At 58.3% G+C, this 14,298-nt stretch carries 14 protein-coding genes; 5 read left to right on the top strand and 9 right to left on the bottom strand.

The annotated features are described in order from the left end of the window. From HSS18214_RS18290 to HSS18214_RS0113685, 4 genes are all read right to left on the bottom strand, one after another. Window positions 1–387: sodium/glutamate symporter (locus tag HSS18214_RS18290; RefSeq protein ID WP_272942920.1), on the bottom strand; the 387-nt coding region annotated here is incomplete at its 3' end. Beyond that, complete coding sequence (locus HSS18214_RS19610; protein ID WP_016915842.1) at window positions 357–521, bottom strand: hypothetical protein; 165 nt, start codon at window positions 519–521, stop codon at window positions 357–359. The genes HSS18214_RS19610 and HSS18214_RS18290, both read right to left, overlap by 31 nt. A 92-nt stretch (window positions 522–613) precedes the next feature. Further along, a complete protein-coding gene (locus HSS18214_RS0113680) occupies window positions 614–1,153 on the bottom strand; it encodes a phosphatase PAP2 family protein (RefSeq protein ID WP_016915843.1) in 540 nt (179 codons plus the stop codon). Then, window positions 1,116–2,279, bottom strand: a complete 1,164-nt coding sequence (locus HSS18214_RS0113685) for a glycosyltransferase family 4 protein (protein ID WP_016915844.1) — start codon at window positions 2,277–2,279, stop codon at window positions 1,116–1,118. Before HSS18214_RS0113685 ends, HSS18214_RS0113680 begins: the two co-directional genes overlap by 38 nt. Before the next feature lie 149 nt (window positions 2,280–2,428). Here HSS18214_RS0113685 and HSS18214_RS18295 point away from each other — a divergent pair, with 149 nt between their 5' ends. Next, window positions 2,429–3,070 (top strand): metallophosphoesterase, encoded by a 642-nt coding sequence (locus tag HSS18214_RS18295; RefSeq protein WP_016915845.1) that lies wholly within the window; start codon window positions 2,429–2,431, stop codon window positions 3,068–3,070. A gap of 30 nt (window positions 3,071–3,100) precedes the next feature. On the opposite strand, the gene HSS18214_RS0113695 is transcribed toward HSS18214_RS18295, so the two are convergent. From HSS18214_RS0113695 to ugpB, 4 genes are all read right to left on the bottom strand, one after another. Beyond that, complete coding sequence (locus HSS18214_RS0113695; RefSeq protein WP_016915846.1) at window positions 3,101–4,153, bottom strand: sn-glycerol-3-phosphate import ATP-binding protein UgpC; 1,053 nt, start codon at window positions 4,151–4,153, stop codon at window positions 3,101–3,103. Between the two features lie 2 nt (window positions 4,154–4,155). Further along, window positions 4,156–5,004 carry a sn-glycerol-3-phosphate ABC transporter permease UgpE gene (gene ugpE / locus HSS18214_RS0113700; RefSeq protein WP_016915847.1) on the bottom strand — a complete coding sequence of 283 codons (849 nt, stop codon included), beginning with the start codon at window positions 5,002–5,004 and terminating at the stop codon, window positions 4,156–4,158. 40 nt (window positions 5,005–5,044) lie between these two features. Beyond that, the gene (ugpA, locus tag HSS18214_RS0113705; protein ID WP_016915848.1) at window positions 5,045–5,929 is read right to left on the bottom strand and encodes a sn-glycerol-3-phosphate ABC transporter permease UgpA; all 885 of its coding nucleotides are present in this window, start codon (window positions 5,927–5,929) and stop codon (window positions 5,045–5,047) included. Between the two features lie 67 nt (window positions 5,930–5,996). Next, window positions 5,997–7,322, bottom strand: a complete 1,326-nt coding sequence (ugpB, locus tag HSS18214_RS0113710) for a sn-glycerol-3-phosphate ABC transporter substrate-binding protein UgpB (RefSeq protein ID WP_016915849.1) — start codon at window positions 7,320–7,322, stop codon at window positions 5,997–5,999. Window positions 7,323–7,523: 201 nt separating this feature from the next. On the opposite strand from ugpB, the gene argE reads away from it, so the two are divergent. Beyond that, window positions 7,524–8,693, top strand: a complete 1,170-nt coding sequence (argE, locus tag HSS18214_RS0113715) for an acetylornithine deacetylase (protein WP_026001940.1) — start codon at window positions 7,524–7,526, stop codon at window positions 8,691–8,693. A gap of 106 nt (window positions 8,694–8,799) precedes the next feature. On the opposite strand, the gene HSS18214_RS18895 is transcribed toward argE, so the two are convergent. Continuing rightward, on the bottom strand, window positions 8,800–9,111 hold the full coding sequence (locus HSS18214_RS18895) for a hypothetical protein (RefSeq protein ID WP_081193492.1): 312 nt from the start codon (window positions 9,109–9,111) through the stop codon (window positions 8,800–8,802). A 151-nt stretch (window positions 9,112–9,262) separates the two neighbouring features. On the opposite strand from HSS18214_RS18895, the gene HSS18214_RS0113725 reads away from it, so the two are divergent. Genes HSS18214_RS0113725 through HSS18214_RS18300 form a run of 3 tightly spaced genes read left to right on the top strand, consistent with a single transcriptional unit; the run spans window position 9,263 to window position 14,297 of the window. Beyond that, a complete protein-coding gene (locus HSS18214_RS0113725) occupies window positions 9,263–9,727 on the top strand; it encodes a YchJ family protein (RefSeq protein ID WP_016915852.1) in 465 nt (154 codons plus the stop codon). A 25-nt stretch (window positions 9,728–9,752) separates the two neighbouring features. Further along, window positions 9,753–10,781 carry a Bug family tripartite tricarboxylate transporter substrate binding protein gene (locus tag HSS18214_RS0113730; protein ID WP_016915853.1) on the top strand — a complete coding sequence of 343 codons (1,029 nt, stop codon included), beginning with the start codon at window positions 9,753–9,755 and terminating at the stop codon, window positions 10,779–10,781. 30 nt (window positions 10,782–10,811) lie between these two features. Then, window positions 10,812–14,297, top strand: coding sequence for a sensor domain-containing phosphodiesterase (locus tag HSS18214_RS18300; RefSeq protein ID WP_016915854.1), 3,486 nt, complete (start codon window positions 10,812–10,814; stop codon window positions 14,295–14,297). Window position 14,298: the final 1 nt, after the last annotated feature.

Genomic DNA, 14,298 nt, shown 5'->3' on the forward strand with positions numbered 1-14,298 from the left:
TGGGTCGGTGGTACCTGCTTCTTGTGCCAGATCCTTCTTGAATTCGCTGAACTCCTCTGTAGAGGGGCGTTCGTCTTCACGCAGGCTTTCATCCGGCTGGTCTTCTTCACGGGTAGGCTTGACCACGCCTCTGCGTGCCGCGATGTTGATCATCACCGTGCCGATCAACACCCCCGAAACGATGCCGACGGTGGCCAGGCCCAGCGCCAGGTCGGCGCCTTCCTCAAAGCCGAGGTCGGCGAAGGTGTCGGCCATGCCTGCGGCGGTGCCGTGCCCGCCTTCGAAACCGATTTCAATCAGTGCCCCCACCATGGGGTTCATGTTGAAAAGCGGTACCAGCACCAGCAGGGCAAGGCTTAGCCCGACCACATACTGGCCCCAGGCCATGGTCTGCCCCACCACGACCTGGGGAGAAACAGGCGGCGCAGCCAGGGCAGCCAAAGGCGCAGCGCGTTACTGACCAGCAGCACCAGCGCAATGAGCACCAGTGCGATGAACAGTTCACCAACGGTCATGGTCATCTCATCGCTCCTTGATGATTCGAAAAGGGTAATGAGTTGACGTAGTGCCAATCAAATGAAAGCGCTATGGCGTTCAGGTATTCGAACAGCGCCTAGCCCATCCAGTAGAGTCCCAATAGCGCAAATCCATAGCCCATGGCGGCCCCGGCCAGCACGTCACTGACATAGTGCAGGCCCAGCCCCACCCGCGAGATCGCGATGATCAAGGCAAGCGGTAACACGATGGGTAACAGCCAGGGGGTATGGCTAGCCACCAGCACGCTGAACATCACGGCATGCATGGTATGGCCACTGGGAAAGCTGTAGCGGTCTCGGGCGGGTTCACCACAGTGGACGCCCCCCAGGTAGGTGATGAAGGGACGCTCACGACACAGCCGGGTTTTCACCAGTTTATAGACCAGGATCGCCAGTAGCGCGATCAGTGAGTATTGCCACATGCGCCAGAGGCCGTCCGCTTGCAGCCAGGGCTGAGCTGCAATCAGTAGTACCCAAACGGGCCAATCACCCAGTTTGCTGGCCGTCTGGAGCGTCAGACGCCAGGGGCGGTAGAGCGAGAGATGCGTCACACGCTGGCAAAAGCGCCACTCCAACAGGTCAAGACGATCGAATACGACAAGCGGGCGAGCTCGCATGGCGGGCCTCCTGGGCATGGTGCAGGTAACGTAGAAATTGCTCGGCAATGCCCGTCCAGCTCTGTTCCAGCGCGCGCAGGCGGGCGACTCTTCCTAGTCGTGCGTAATCGGCAGGGTGCTGACACAGCGTGACCGCTGCGTGTTGAAAGCCCAGCGCATCGTCGGTCGCCACGGTAATGCCGTTATGGCCGCTGTGAATCAGTGCTGCGCTGGCCGCGTGGCGAAACGCCACGACTGCCAGGCCGCTGGCCATGGCTTCGGTCACCACGTTGCCCCAGGTTTCAGACAGCGAGGGAAACACGAACATGTCGGCGCTGGCGTAGTGGCGAGCCAGCGAATGCTTATCTACGAAACCGGTGAAGTGGGCCTCGGGCAAGGCTTTTTGCAGCTGGCTGCGGGCCGGGCCATCGCCGACGATGACCTGCGCCATATCGGGGCGAGCGCTGCGCATGGCTTGCAGCGTTTCCTGCAGGAGCGACAGGTTCTTCTCGGGTGCCAGGCGCCCTACGTACAGGGCTACCGGTTGATGCTCGCTGACGCCCCACTGCTGACGCAGCGCGAGGTCGCGGTGGGCGGGCGAAAAGCGTTCGCCGTCGATGCCCCGGGACAGCACCTGTACGTCTTTGATGCCATCCTGGCGCAGCGCCACGGCTTGCTGCTGGGTAGGCACCAGGGTGAGCGCGCAGCCGTTATGGAAATAGCGCAAATAGCGTCGTGTCGCTTTGCTCAGCCAGGCAACCCCATAATCCTGGCAGTAATGGTCGAAGTTGGTATGCCAACCGGCCACCAGCGGCAGGTCCAGGCGCTGGGCTGCCTGGCGGGCTGCCCAGCCCAGCGGGCCCTGGGTCGCCAGATAGACGACATCCGGGCGGTATTGCTGCCAAAAGCGCTGAAGCTTCCCGGGGCGGGCAAAGCCTACCTGAACGTCGGTATAGTTAGGCAGCGCAAACCGCTTGACCTGAAGTTCCTGAGTAGCGCACGCAGCGCTGCCGGGTTGACGCGGCGCCGGGCGTATCACGTCCACTGTGATACCCAGCAACAGCAGTTCACGACACAGCCGGTTCAGCGTGTGCGCGACGCCGTTGATTTCCGGTGACCATGTTTCGCTGACGATACAGAGTCGCATGAGCGATTCATCCCTTTATCACGTTTAGCGCCATGGTGAGGCCCAACAGTGACACCGCGGCGACAGCCAGGTGAACAAGCGATGACACGCAATGTGCCCCATCTTGTGCCGCAGGAAGCAAGTATCGTTACATATACCAGGAAAGTGACTTGACCCTGACGATCTATCACACCAACGACCTGCATGGCCGCACGGATGCTTACCCGGCTCTGGTGGCCACCTTGAACGAGGCCCGGGAGACCTATGGCGAGGGGCTGCTGCTGGATGCGGGGGATATCTTCTCCGGGACGCTCTACTTCAACGAGTTTCAGGGCCAGGATGCGCTGACCTTCATGAACCTGATGGGCTACGACGCGTTCGTGCCGGGGAATCATGAGTTCGACCTGGGTGACCCTGAGACCGGTCATCAGGCGTTGGCGGCGTTCTTTGCAGGGGCAGACTTCCCCATTTTAGGCGCCAACCTGGACTTTTCGGCGTCTACCGAGTTTGCCGAGCGCCTCGGGGAGAGCATCACGGCCGATCCCCAGCCGGGGTATCTCTATGACGGCATGATCCTCGAACACCAGGGGGAGCGTATCGGGATCTTCGGGTTGAGCACCCAGGATAGCGACGCCACCTCCAGCCCGGGCCAGGCCACCATTGGTGAGTATCGTCAGGCGGCCCACGACGATGGCCGCCATACCATCGTGGGGCATACCGACTGGGAAATGTTGCGTGATCATGTGGTGCCCCATGGCGAGGTGTTTTACCAGCCTCAAGGTCGTATTGTCGATATTGCCCAGGACGAATAGTCACTTCATCGCCCTGGGCAAGCGGTAGGCTCAGCCGGTGCGCTGCCCCGTGGTGGCATTGAACGGGTGCAGGGCACCGGCGGTGACGTACAGGTTGAGCGTCTCGCCCTCCTGAACGGGAGGCTGGCCTGCGGTTTTCAGTACCGTAGGCTGTTGGCGGTCGGCCAGATGCACGTACAGGTGGCTTTCGGCCCCGGCTGCTTCGTATAGCATCAGCGTGGCTCGTAGGGCGATATGCGGCTCGGCAGGCGGTGTCAGCAGCATGTCATCCGGGCGAATACCCAGAGTGTCCGTGCCTTCCGGCAGCTGGCTCAATATCCCTTGATGATCCTGGGGGGCCAGATAGGCCTGCGGCAGGATGTTCATGGCAGGGGAGCCGATGAACTGGGCCACGAACAGCGTGGCAGGCCGTGTGTAGATCTCCATGGGCGTGCCTACCTGCTCGATATTGCCTGCGTTCAGCACCACCAGGCGGTCGCCCAGGGTCATCGCTTCGAGCTGGTCGTGGGTGACGTACAGGCTGGTGGTCTTCAGGCGACGCTGCAACTGCTTGATCTCGACGCGCATCTGCACCCTCAGCTTGGCATCCAGGTTGGAGAGCGGCTCGTCGAACAGGAAGGCCGAGGGCTCGCGTACCAGCGCGCGTCCCATGGCCACGCGCTGGCGCTGGCCACCTGAAAGCTTGCGCGGTTTGCGCTCCAGGTACTCCTCGATTTCCAGCATTTTGGCGGCGGCGCGCACGCGCTGGTCGATGTCCTGCTTCTTGAAGCCACGGTTTTTCAGGCCGTAGGCCAGGTTGTTGTACACCGTCATGTGAGGGTAGAGCGCATAGTTCTGGAACACCATGGCGATGTCCCGTTCGGCTGGCTCCAGCCGGTTGACCACCCGCTCGCCGATCTTCAACGTGCCTTCGGTAATGCTTTCCAGCCCGGCCACCATGCGCAGCAGGGTCGATTTACCGCAGCCGGAAGGCCCCACCAGTACCACGAACTCACCATCTTCGATGTGCAGGTCGATGCCTTTGACGGCTGCCACGTTACCGGCGTAGGTTTTCTTCAGCCCTTCCAGGGTAATGCTGGCCATGGTTACTTCTCCGTCTCGGTCAGGCCTTTCACGAACAGGCGTTGCATAAACAGGATCACCAGCACCGGTGGCAGGGCCGCCATCACGACAGCAGCCATTACCAAATGCCACTGGGGGTCGCCATCGGCGGCGGTGGTCATGCGTTGGATGCCCATCACAATGGTGTAGTAGTCGGGGTCAGTGGTGATCAGTAGTGGCCAGAGATATTGGTTCCAGCCGTAGATAAACATGATCACAAATAGCGCCGCGATATTGGTAATGGAAAGTGGCATTAAGATGTCTTTAAAAAACTTCAGCGGGCCTGCGCCATCCACCCGTGCCGCCTCTAACATCTCTTCCGGTACCGTCATAAAGAACTGACGAAATAGGAACGTCGCCGTTGCCGACGCAATCAGTGGTATTGAAAGTCCCGCGAAGCTGTTGAGCATCTTCAGGTCTGCCACGACTTGAAAGGTGGGAATAATACGCACCTCCACCGGTAGCATCAGGGTGATAAAAATGATCCAAAAAAAGAACATCCGGAAGCGGAAGCGGAAGTAAACAATCGCAAACGCTGATAGCAGCGAAATTGACAGTTTGCCTATGGTAATTGCCATCGCCATGACAAAACTGTTCCACAGCATCTGCCCAGCCGGTGGTGCGCCAGCCCGAGAAAGGCCTGTATTCCACATGGCTTTGTAGTTATCGATGGCATGTGGGCCTGGTAATAGGGGCAGTGTGCCGCGCAAAAACTCTCCCGGCCCATGAGTCGAGGCGACAATTGCGATGTATACCGGGAAAACCACTAGCGCGACGCCAATGATTAGGATGGTATGGGCAAACACATTGGCCCAGGGGCGGTTTTCAACCATCACAAGGCTCTCTGGTTAGTAAGTGTCTGGAAAATCGGCATTAGTAATTTACTCGTCGTTCAATAAAGCGGAACTGCACCACGGTGAGCAGAATCACAATGACCATCAAAATGACCGACTGAGCGGCTGAAGAGCCTAGGTTCAGGCCAATAAAACCGTCGGCATAAACCTTATAGACCAGAGTGTTGGTGGCTTGTGATGGGCCGCCTTGGGTTGTGGCGTGGATAATACCGAAGGTGTCGAACATGGCGTAGACCACGTTGACGACCATTAGGAAGAAGGTGGTGGGCGTTAGTAGCGGGAACACAATGGTCCAGAAGCGTTTCATTGGGCTAGCGCCGTCAATGGCCGCCGCTTCGATAAGTGACTGAGGAATAGATTGCATACCGGCTAAAAAAAACAAGAAGTTGTAGGAGATCTGTTTCCAGGCAGCCGCTAATACCACCAGTAGCATTGCATCATTTCCCGAGGTTCGATGGTTCCAGTTGTAGCCGACCATATCCAGCAGATAGGGCACGATGCCAATGGAGGGATTAAAGATAAACCACCACAATACCCCGGCAATGGCGGGGGCGATGGCGTAGGGCCATACCAGTAGCGTGGTGTAAGTGCTGCGTGAGCGAATCATACGGTTAACGGTGCTGGCCAACAGCAGCGCCACTGACATAGAAATCAGCGTAGTACCTACGGCGAAGACAGCAGTCACCGATAGCGAGTTGAGATAGTCCCCATCACGGAACAGTCGGGCAAAGTTTTCCAACCCAACAAAAGTCGTACGCAGGCCGAAGGCATCCTCGCGAAGCAATGACTGGTACATTGCTTTGCCGGCCGGCCAAATAAAGAAGATCAGCGTAATAATGACCTGGGGAGCCAACAGGGCATAGGGCAAAAAACGCCCTGGGAAGGTCATGCGTTTGGTCTGCATTGAAGCTCACCTTACAACAAACGAATGCGCCGCCTACCGATCAGTAGACGGCGAAAGGTTTTTTGGTTTATTGGTTAGCGGCTTCGAAATCGCGCAATAAGTTGTTGCCTCGACGGACAGCATCGTCAGATGCTTTCTGCCCATCCTTGCGGCCACTCATCACGGCTTCCATCTCTTCAGAAATGATGTCGCGAATCTGTACGAAGTTACCAAAGCGCAGACCCTTCGAGTTTTCGGTTGGCTCGTTTAGCGTCATTTGCTTGATGGAGGTATCAGCACCTGGGTTTTCGTCGTAATAACCCTGCTCTGCGCTTAGGTCCCAGGCCGCCTGGGTAATGGGCAGGTAGCCGGTCTTTTGGTGCCACTCAGCTTGCACCTCGGGTTGTGAGAGATACTCGAAGAAGGCGGCAACGGCCTCGTACTCTTCATCGCTGTGGCCTTGCAGTGCCCACAGGGTCGCGCCACCAATAATCGAGTTCTGCGGCGCGCCGTCTACGTCAGCGTAGTAGGGCAGCATACCAAAGCCAACCTCAAAGTCTGCGTTAGCGGCAATATTTGCCCGCGAAGCAGAAGAGCCGAAGAAAATGGCGCAATCTCCAGAATAGAACATTGGTAACGCATCATCACCAGGGCCAGGGCCACCCCAACGATATAGGCCCTCTTCTTGCCACGCTTTTAGATTATCCCAGTGGCGGGCTACGTGTTCGTTGTTGAAGTTCAGTTCGGTTTCTAGGCCCCCGAAGCCATTCTCCAGTGTGCCCAAGGGTAGGTTATGCATGGCCGAGAAGTTTTCCAGCATCACCCAGCTTGGCCATGAGGAAGTAAAACCACATCGAGCCGCGCCTGCCTCAGTCATTTGAGTTGCGTACTCAGCCATTTCTTCCCAGGTTTGCGGTGGCTGCTCTGGGTCTAACCCTGCTTCCTCAAACACATCGCGGTTGTAATACATAATAGGCGTTGAGGAGTTGAACGGAAACGATAGTAGATTGCCGTTGGCATCGGTGTAGTAACCAACCACGGCGGGTAGGAAGTCCTCGCGATCAAACGCACGACCGTGTTCTTCCATAAGTTGATAAACAGGGTAAATAGCGCCAGCTGCATTCATCATGGTGCCGGTGCCGACTTCAAACACTTGCAAAATATGCGGCTGCTCACCGGCGCGGAAGGCTGCAATGGCACCGGTCATCGTTTCGGTATAGTTGCCGCGGTAGCTGGGTGTCACGCGGTAGTCTTCCTGTGAGGCGTTAAACTCTTCGGTCATCTGCTCAAGAATTTCACCCAGTTGGCCGCCCATGGCGTGCCACCAGTTAACGTTGGTTGCTGAGTGAGCAGAAAGGCTGAACGTGGCGGTAGCCACACCGAGGGCAAGCGCGTGCAACGTGAAACGTGACATAACGGCTCCTTGTGGGTCGTGCGCAGTACGTTTATTAAGTTTTTGAGTGCACTGAACAGTAGAAAGTGTAGGTGACGTTTTCATGAATGCACGATGAACTCGACGTGACAGTCAACGTTTCGTTGTCCGTCGGTCTGCTTAGTAGGAAAAGGAGAGAGGCGGTGATAGGGTGATATGAAGAGCCTAACTAACGAGAGCAGTATGACTGACGCGACTACGTTACTGGCGAAGCTAGTATCGTTCGATACCACTTCCAGTGAATCTAATTTGGCCCTAATTGAATTCGTTGAGCACTATCTAGCTGATTATGGTGTGGCTTCAGAGCGGGTGATGAGCCCGTGTGGCACCAAAGCCAACCTGATTGCCCGCGTAGGCCCTGATGCGCCTGGTGGGGTGATGCTTTCAGGGCATACCGATGTGGTGCCGGTGGCAGGCCAGCCGTGGACGAGCGATCCGTTTACCCTACGCGATGGCGGTGATGGCCGACTTTACGGGCGTGGCACCTGTGATATGAAAGGCTTTATTGCCTGCGCGTTGGCCATGGTGCCTGCCTGGGTCAATGCATCGCTTAAGCAGCCCATCTATTTCGGGTTTTCATACGATGAAGAGATCGGGTGTGTGGGCGCGCCTAGTCTTATTAAACGCTTCTACGCGCACTACTCCACCACTGCCCATGTGATTGTTGGTGAACCTACCAACATGCAGCCGGTGGTCGCTCAAAAAGGCGCAACTAACTTGCGTACCACCGTGATTGGGCAAGAGGCTCACAGTAGCCAAGTGAACCAGGGCACCTCAGCTATCCACGTTGCGGCAAGGCTGGTCACGTTTATTGAAGATACCATGGCGGCGTTGGTGGAAGAGGGCCGCGTCGACGAGGCCTTTAATGTGCCTCATACCAGCCTGCATGTAGGTAAAATAAAGGGCGGTACGGCGATCAATATTATGGCGCGGGAGTGCCAGTTCGAGTGGGAGATTCGCCACCTACCCACCGACACCTTTGATGAGATCTACGCCCGCTTCGAGGCGTACTGCGAGCAGCTAACCGCTGAATTACAGGCCAAAGGCAAAACAGTAGAAATGACCACGGTGCCGTTAAACGTGACGGTGCCGGGCTTGGCCGACCGCGAAAATGACCAGGTGCTTCGCTTAGCCAAAGACCATTTACCAGCAGGGTGTTGCAATCATGCGGTGGCTTACGCCACGGAAGCGGGGCAGTTCCAAGGTCAGGGCTTGCAGACAATCATTCTTGGCCCTGGCAGCATCGCTCAGGCGCATCAACCCGATGAGTATATTGAGACGGCCCAGCTGCATGAATGCACGGCGTTTATGCAGCGATTAGGACAGGCGTTAGAAACACCCTATTCGGGATGATGGCTGCTAATGAACCCGTAGTATAAATCGCGCACAATAAAAAACACCCGCCAATGGTTAAACGGGCGGGTGTTTTTCTGAAACGTTTCTATGGTGCTTATTGCAATTAATGCTGATGTTGCTCTTCGTAAAGCTCTGCTTTCACGTGGCGCATCACATCTTCGCAGGCCTGTTGGCGGGCAAGTTGGGTCAGCAGCCGCTGAGTCACCTCAAACCCTTTCCCCAAACAGGTATCAACTTCGTCTCGGCTTACGTGCGGAGAGACGTTGTAGTCGATTTTTACCGTACGGCCACCGCCTTCTAGTCGGTCGGCGATTTGTCTAAGCCGCCACGCGATTCGCTCTTTCCAGTTTGCTGATTCTTCTGCGCCTTCGTTTACGCTAAACGTGCACTGCCATTCCGGTCTGTAAACCTTCATAGGAGAACCTCCACTGCGTTTGGAAAGAATGATCGATCGTGTTGTCGTACTCCGTCTGTCTGAAGATCTTGCTCTGCTACTATACCTGACTCGGGCCCTATTTCCGAAACGTCGACAGCCGTTATTCATTGCACAAGCTAGAGTCACCGTTATGACCCACCCCATGCCGGAAAGTTGCCCCTGTGGCAGCACGTTGCCACTGGCAGCCTGCTGCCAGCCGTTTCATCAGGGCCAGGCCATTCCAGAAACCCCGGAAGCCCTGATGCGTTCACGATACACCGCCTTTGCGTTGAATGAGCGTGACTATTTGCTGGCCACCTGGCACGCCACCACGCGCCCAGCCACACTGCCACCCGACCCCACGACGCAGTGGCAGTCGCTTGTCATCGTGTCGGCACCGCAGCCTTCCCGCGATGAAGGGCACGTGCACTTCAAGGCAACGTTCAGGGAATCAGGCCGTTGGCATGTGCTGGAAGAAGCCTCGCGGTTCGTATGGGAAGAGCAGCGGTGGTGGTACGTCGACGGAAAGCCCGCCGTGATCCTCCTGAAGCCGGGCCGTAACGATGCCTGCCCTTGTGGAAGCGGACGCAAATTCAAGGTATGTTGCCAGCTATAAGACTAAGTAGCATGAGGCACCCCCGATGAACGCGAAGCAAACCGAACGACGACGGCAGCGTGGCTTATGGTCTTCATCGAGCGGCTGGGCGGCCATCGTGCTGTTGGGGTGGCTAAGCCTTTTCGTGGGCGCCTCTGCCCATGGCCAGACGCAAACGGAGCCTTACCCTGCCACGGACATGACGCTGGTGCTGCCCTACGGGGAAGGCGGCGCAACGGATGTCTTGTTCAGAGCCATTGCCGAGCGTGCCCAGGTCGCGCTACAGGCCCCCATCATCGTCGTGAACATGCCCGGCAGCGGGGCCACGCTGGGGGCGCAGTTCGTCAAGGAATCCCCGCCCGATGGTTACACCGTACTGGGCAGCCATCAAACCATCGACCTCGCCTACCTGTCGGGGCTTGCCAACTTTTCGCATGAGGCATTCGCCCCCATTGCCCTGCTGACCCGCACCGTGAACATTCCGGCCACCTATGCAGGTCACTCGGTCAGCAGTGCTTCTCAGATTGCCGAAAAGGTGCGCGAACAGCCGGGCAAGCTGCTGTTCGGGGTGATTCCCAACTCAACGGACCACTTTTTTTGGCTACACTTCTTCGCTCAGGCCGGTATCGATGCCAGCGATGTACAGTTCGTCCAGTATCCTGATACCGGTGCCCAGGTCGTGGCCTTGTTAGGCAGAGAGCTTGATTTTGCCATGCTCAACCTGCCGTCTGCAGGCACCCTGTTTGCGTCGGGTGCCCTGGTGCCTCTGGGCGCTGCCAGCGAGCAGCGTCTTGCGGCGCTACCGTCCGTGCCGACGCTTCTGGAGCAGGGCATCACGCTGGTCAATACCACGGACCGCGGTTTGCTTGCTCCCTTGAACACGCCTCCTGAACGGCTGGCCAGCATTGCCACCGCCTTCCGTCAGGCGCTGGAAGCGCCTGACTTGGCACGTCGCTTGATGGACACCCACGGCTCTCTGGTGGACTTTCGCCCGCTGGAGGCCTATGGCCAGTATCTGGATGAGCAGTATCAACAGTTGGAAAGCCTGACCCAGCGGTTAGCGTTCGAGCGCTAGCCAGACCATCGACCGGAGCCTCCACGTCCCATGCCCTTGAATACTCGTGATTTAGCCGCCGAGACGCTACTGCTGCTGGTCTCGGCGACACTCCTGTGCATGGGAGCGACCAGCCTGTTGGTGGGGCTGGTGCTGCCACAAGTGGTATTCGGCCCGATGCTGGTGCCGGATGCCGCGCTGGCGACGCTGCTGATCGGCGTCAGCCTGCTGGCCACGCTGTGCCAGTGGCGCGTGGTGAGGCTGGCAAGTGCCGGGGGCTTGACGGCGCTGCTGCTGTACACCTTGCTGCACAACCTGATGGCGCAGGGCGTCAGCGAATCGTGGGTCACTGGGCAACCGCGCATGACCAGTTTGGCGGCGGCAGTGTTGCTGGTGGTCAATGTCTGCCTATGGCGCGGGGTCGAAGGGGTAGCAAGACAGCGCTGGTGGCGCGCGACAGGCATAGGTTTGCTGCTATTTGGCGGCGTGGTGGTTCTCCAGCTATGGCGTCCTCAGGCAAGCCAGGCGACGCTATTCACCTTCTCGCCTCTGGCGGTACTAGTGTTCATCGTGCTATTGGCGGTTGCGCTGTTGGTGGCCGGCTGGCGGCAGCGTCATAAGCGGCTCAGCCCGGGCCGCTTGACCGTGGTGGTCGGGTTGGCAGGGGTGTTGGCCAGTAGTCTGGCGTGGTTGCTGCTGAGCATGCATCAACGCTCTTCCATCGAGCAGCAGGCGGGTTATCTGCTGGATAGCGTGCAGCTCAATGCCGAGCAGGTGATGACGGAAAGGCTGCTGTTGATGCAGCGTATGGCCGAACGCCTGGCAACGGTAGAGGGCCAACCGCGTGACGTGTTGTTGACCCGCGACGCCCAGAACTATTTTCGTGACACACTCAGCCTGCATGCGATTGCACTGATGGATGCGTCGGGAGTGCTGTCATGGTCGCAGGGACGCAGGCACACCAGCGATATCTGGCTGCTGGAGCAACTGAGCACTCCGTCTGTCCAGGCATGGGCCGATATTCCGTTCGATCGTCCGCGCCTCTTGATACCGGACAGCCTCCAGCCTAATAACGTGATCATGTTGATCCCCATCCCGGATAGTGCACAACGGTTGCTGGCTTCGTTCAACCTGGGCGAGCTGCTGAGTAATGAATTGCGCCTGGCACTTGGGCCGTTTCATGTGGATGTCAGCCGCCTTCAGCACCGTCTGGTGCGGCTGCACCCTTCCGGGTTCACGGTCGATGATGGCGAAGCCTCCACACTGATGCTGGCATCTCGGCATATGGGGTTGCCGGGGGGGATCAACCTCATGCTGAGCGCCTATCCCGGCCAACACTACAACTGGGCACTGTTGGGCGTGATGCCGCTGAGCGTCACGCTGGGTGGGCTGGTGATGAGCTGGCTGCTGGCGTTCAGCGTGGGGTTGGTGGGCGCGAGCGTCACCCGGGCCAAAGAGCTGGCCGAAGCGCGCCACTCCCTGGCCGACAGCGAGCAGCGCTATCGTTCGCTGTTTGCGCACCACCCCGACGCCATTTTTGCCGTGGATCCCGAAGGGCGTTTCATCGAAGCGAATGCAACCTGCGGGCGTGTGACCGGCATTCCTCGGGAAGAGGTCATGCAGCGTCACTTTGCCAACGTTATCGACCCTGACGACGTCACGCATGTGGCGCAACAGTTTCAGCAGGTGCTGGGCGGTGAAATCGCGCGCTTCGAAGTCTCGCTGCGCCACCGTGATGGCCAGCAGCGCTTGCTGGATGTGATCGGTATTCCGATCACGGTCAATGGTCGAGTCGACGGAGTGTACGGCATTGCACAGGACGTCACCGCAAGCCGCGCCCAGCAGACTCGTCTGCGCATTCTGGAGCGCAGCGTGGAAGCCAGCGTGAACGGCGTGCTGATTGCCGATGCCCGCGCACCGGATTTGCCGATCATCTACGCCAACCGTGCATTTAGCGTGATGACCGGCTACTCGCTGGAAGACGTCATTGGTCGGAACTGTCGTTTTCTGCAAGGGCCGGAGAGCGACCCGGATATGGTGGAGAGGCTGCGCCACGGTATTCAGCATCAGCATGAGACCCACGTCACGCTGTGTAATTATCGCAAGGATGGCACGCCGTTCTGGAACGATCTCTACATCGCGCCGGTGCGTGGCCAGGATGGCGGGGTGACCCATTTCGTCGGCGTTCAGCACGATATTTCCAAGCACAAGGCCTACGAAGCTCGCCTAGCCTATCATGCCACCCATGACGATCTGACTCGCCTGCCTAACCGCATGCATTTCGAAGAAGCCCTGCAGGCACAGTTTGCCCAGGCACAGTTGGGGGGGCACGCCATCAGCGTGCTGTTCGTGGATCTGGACGATTTCAAGCCGATCAACGACAGCCTGGGCCATGCCGTGGGAGATCAGGTATTGATCGAAGTAGGCCAGCGGCTGGAGGCGGCGCTGCGCCAGGAAGATACGGTGGCCCGCTTGGGCGGTGACGAGTTCGTGCTGCTGATTTCGTCGGTCAGTGACGAAAAGCAGGTGATCGACATCGTCGAGCGCCTGTTGCCCGCCCTGGCTCGCCCTTACTGCATCGATGGCCACGAGCTGTACCTGACGGCCAGTGTCGGCATCGCCATCAGTGGGCCGACCACACCCCAGCCACAAAGCTTGATTCAGCAGGCAGACATGGCGATGTACAAGGCCAAGCAGCAAGGGCGCAATGCGTATGCCTGGTTCAGTAGCGATATCAACGAGCTGGCCAGCGAGCGTGTGAGTCTGCGCAACGACTTGCAGGAAGCCATCGAGCATGAGTGTCTGGAGCTGCATTATCAGCCGCTGTTCGACCGTTCGGGTAATATCGTCAGTGTCGAGGCGCTGGTGCGCTGGCAGCACCCTGTGAAAGGCTATATCTCTCCTGCACGTTTCATTCCGCTGGCCGAAGCAACGGGGCAGATCATGCCCATCAGCGAGTGGGTCCTGCAGCGTGCCTGTAGCGACATGCTGAGCCTGCAGCAAAAGGGGTTGGGAAGCCTGAAGGTGGCGGTCAATCTCTCGCCTTTGCAGTTTCATCGCGCAAGCTTTCTGGCGACGCTGCGCCAGACGCTCTCGTCGACCGGTCTTCCTGCCGAGCAGCTGACGCTGGAACTGACCGAAGGCATCCTGATGAACAACACCGAGGCGGCAATTGGTATTCTGCATGCGCTGCGCAGCATGCAGGTGAGCGTCGCCATTGATGACTTCGGCACCGGCTACTCGAGCTTGAGCTATCTGAAACACCTGCCCATCAGCACCATCAAGATCGATCGCAGCTTCATCAACGAGCTGATTCACAGCGATGACGATGCCGCCATCGTGCAGGGCATCATTTCCATGGCCCACCATTTGGGGCTTGGCGTGGTGGCCGAAGGGGTCGAGAATGACGCCCAGCACCAACGTTTGATGACTTACCGCTGTGACATGTTCCAGGGCTTCGGGCTGGCCAAACCCATGCCGCTGGCGGAGCTCGAAAACATCATGGCGGCGTTCACGGCTTCGACTACCCCTGATTGAC

It is taken from the genome of Vreelandella stevensii S18214, assembly GCF_000275725.1.
GTDB lineage: Bacteria > Pseudomonadota > Gammaproteobacteria > Pseudomonadales > Halomonadaceae > Vreelandella > Vreelandella stevensii.

Excerpts from the sequence above, each read along its gene's own strand:
- ugpE (WP_016915847.1), bottom strand. The coding sequence starts at position 5,004 with ATGGTTGAAAACCGCCCCTGGGCCAATGTGTTTGCCCATACCATCCTA.
- HSS18214_RS0113680 (WP_016915843.1), bottom strand. The coding sequence starts at position 1,153 with ATGCGAGCTCGCCCGCTTGTCGTATTCGATCGTCTTGACCTGTTGGAG.
- ugpB (WP_016915849.1), bottom strand. The coding sequence starts at position 7,322 with ATGTCACGTTTCACGTTGCACGCGCTTGCCCTCGGTGTGGCTACCGCC.
- HSS18214_RS0113695 (WP_016915846.1), bottom strand. The coding sequence starts at position 4,153 with ATGGCCAGCATTACCCTGGAAGGGCTGAAGAAAACCTACGCCGGTAAC.
- HSS18214_RS0113730 (WP_016915853.1), top strand. The coding sequence starts at position 9,753 with ATGAACGCGAAGCAAACCGAACGACGACGGCAGCGTGGCTTATGGTCT.
- argE (WP_026001940.1), top strand. The coding sequence starts at position 7,524 with ATGACTGACGCGACTACGTTACTGGCGAAGCTAGTATCGTTCGATACC.
- HSS18214_RS0113725 (WP_016915852.1), top strand. The coding sequence starts at position 9,263 with ATGACCCACCCCATGCCGGAAAGTTGCCCCTGTGGCAGCACGTTGCCA.
- HSS18214_RS0113685 (WP_016915844.1), bottom strand. The coding sequence starts at position 2,279 with ATGCGACTCTGTATCGTCAGCGAAACATGGTCACCGGAAATCAACGGC.
- ugpA (WP_016915848.1), bottom strand. The coding sequence starts at position 5,929 with ATGCAGACCAAACGCATGACCTTCCCAGGGCGTTTTTTGCCCTATGCC.
- HSS18214_RS18300 (WP_016915854.1), top strand. The coding sequence starts at position 10,812 with ATGCCCTTGAATACTCGTGATTTAGCCGCCGAGACGCTACTGCTGCTG.
- HSS18214_RS18895 (WP_081193492.1), bottom strand. The coding sequence starts at position 9,111 with ATGAAGGTTTACAGACCGGAATGGCAGTGCACGTTTAGCGTAAACGAA.
- HSS18214_RS19610 (WP_016915842.1), bottom strand. The coding sequence starts at position 521 with ATGACCATGACCGTTGGTGAACTGTTCATCGCACTGGTGCTCATTGCG.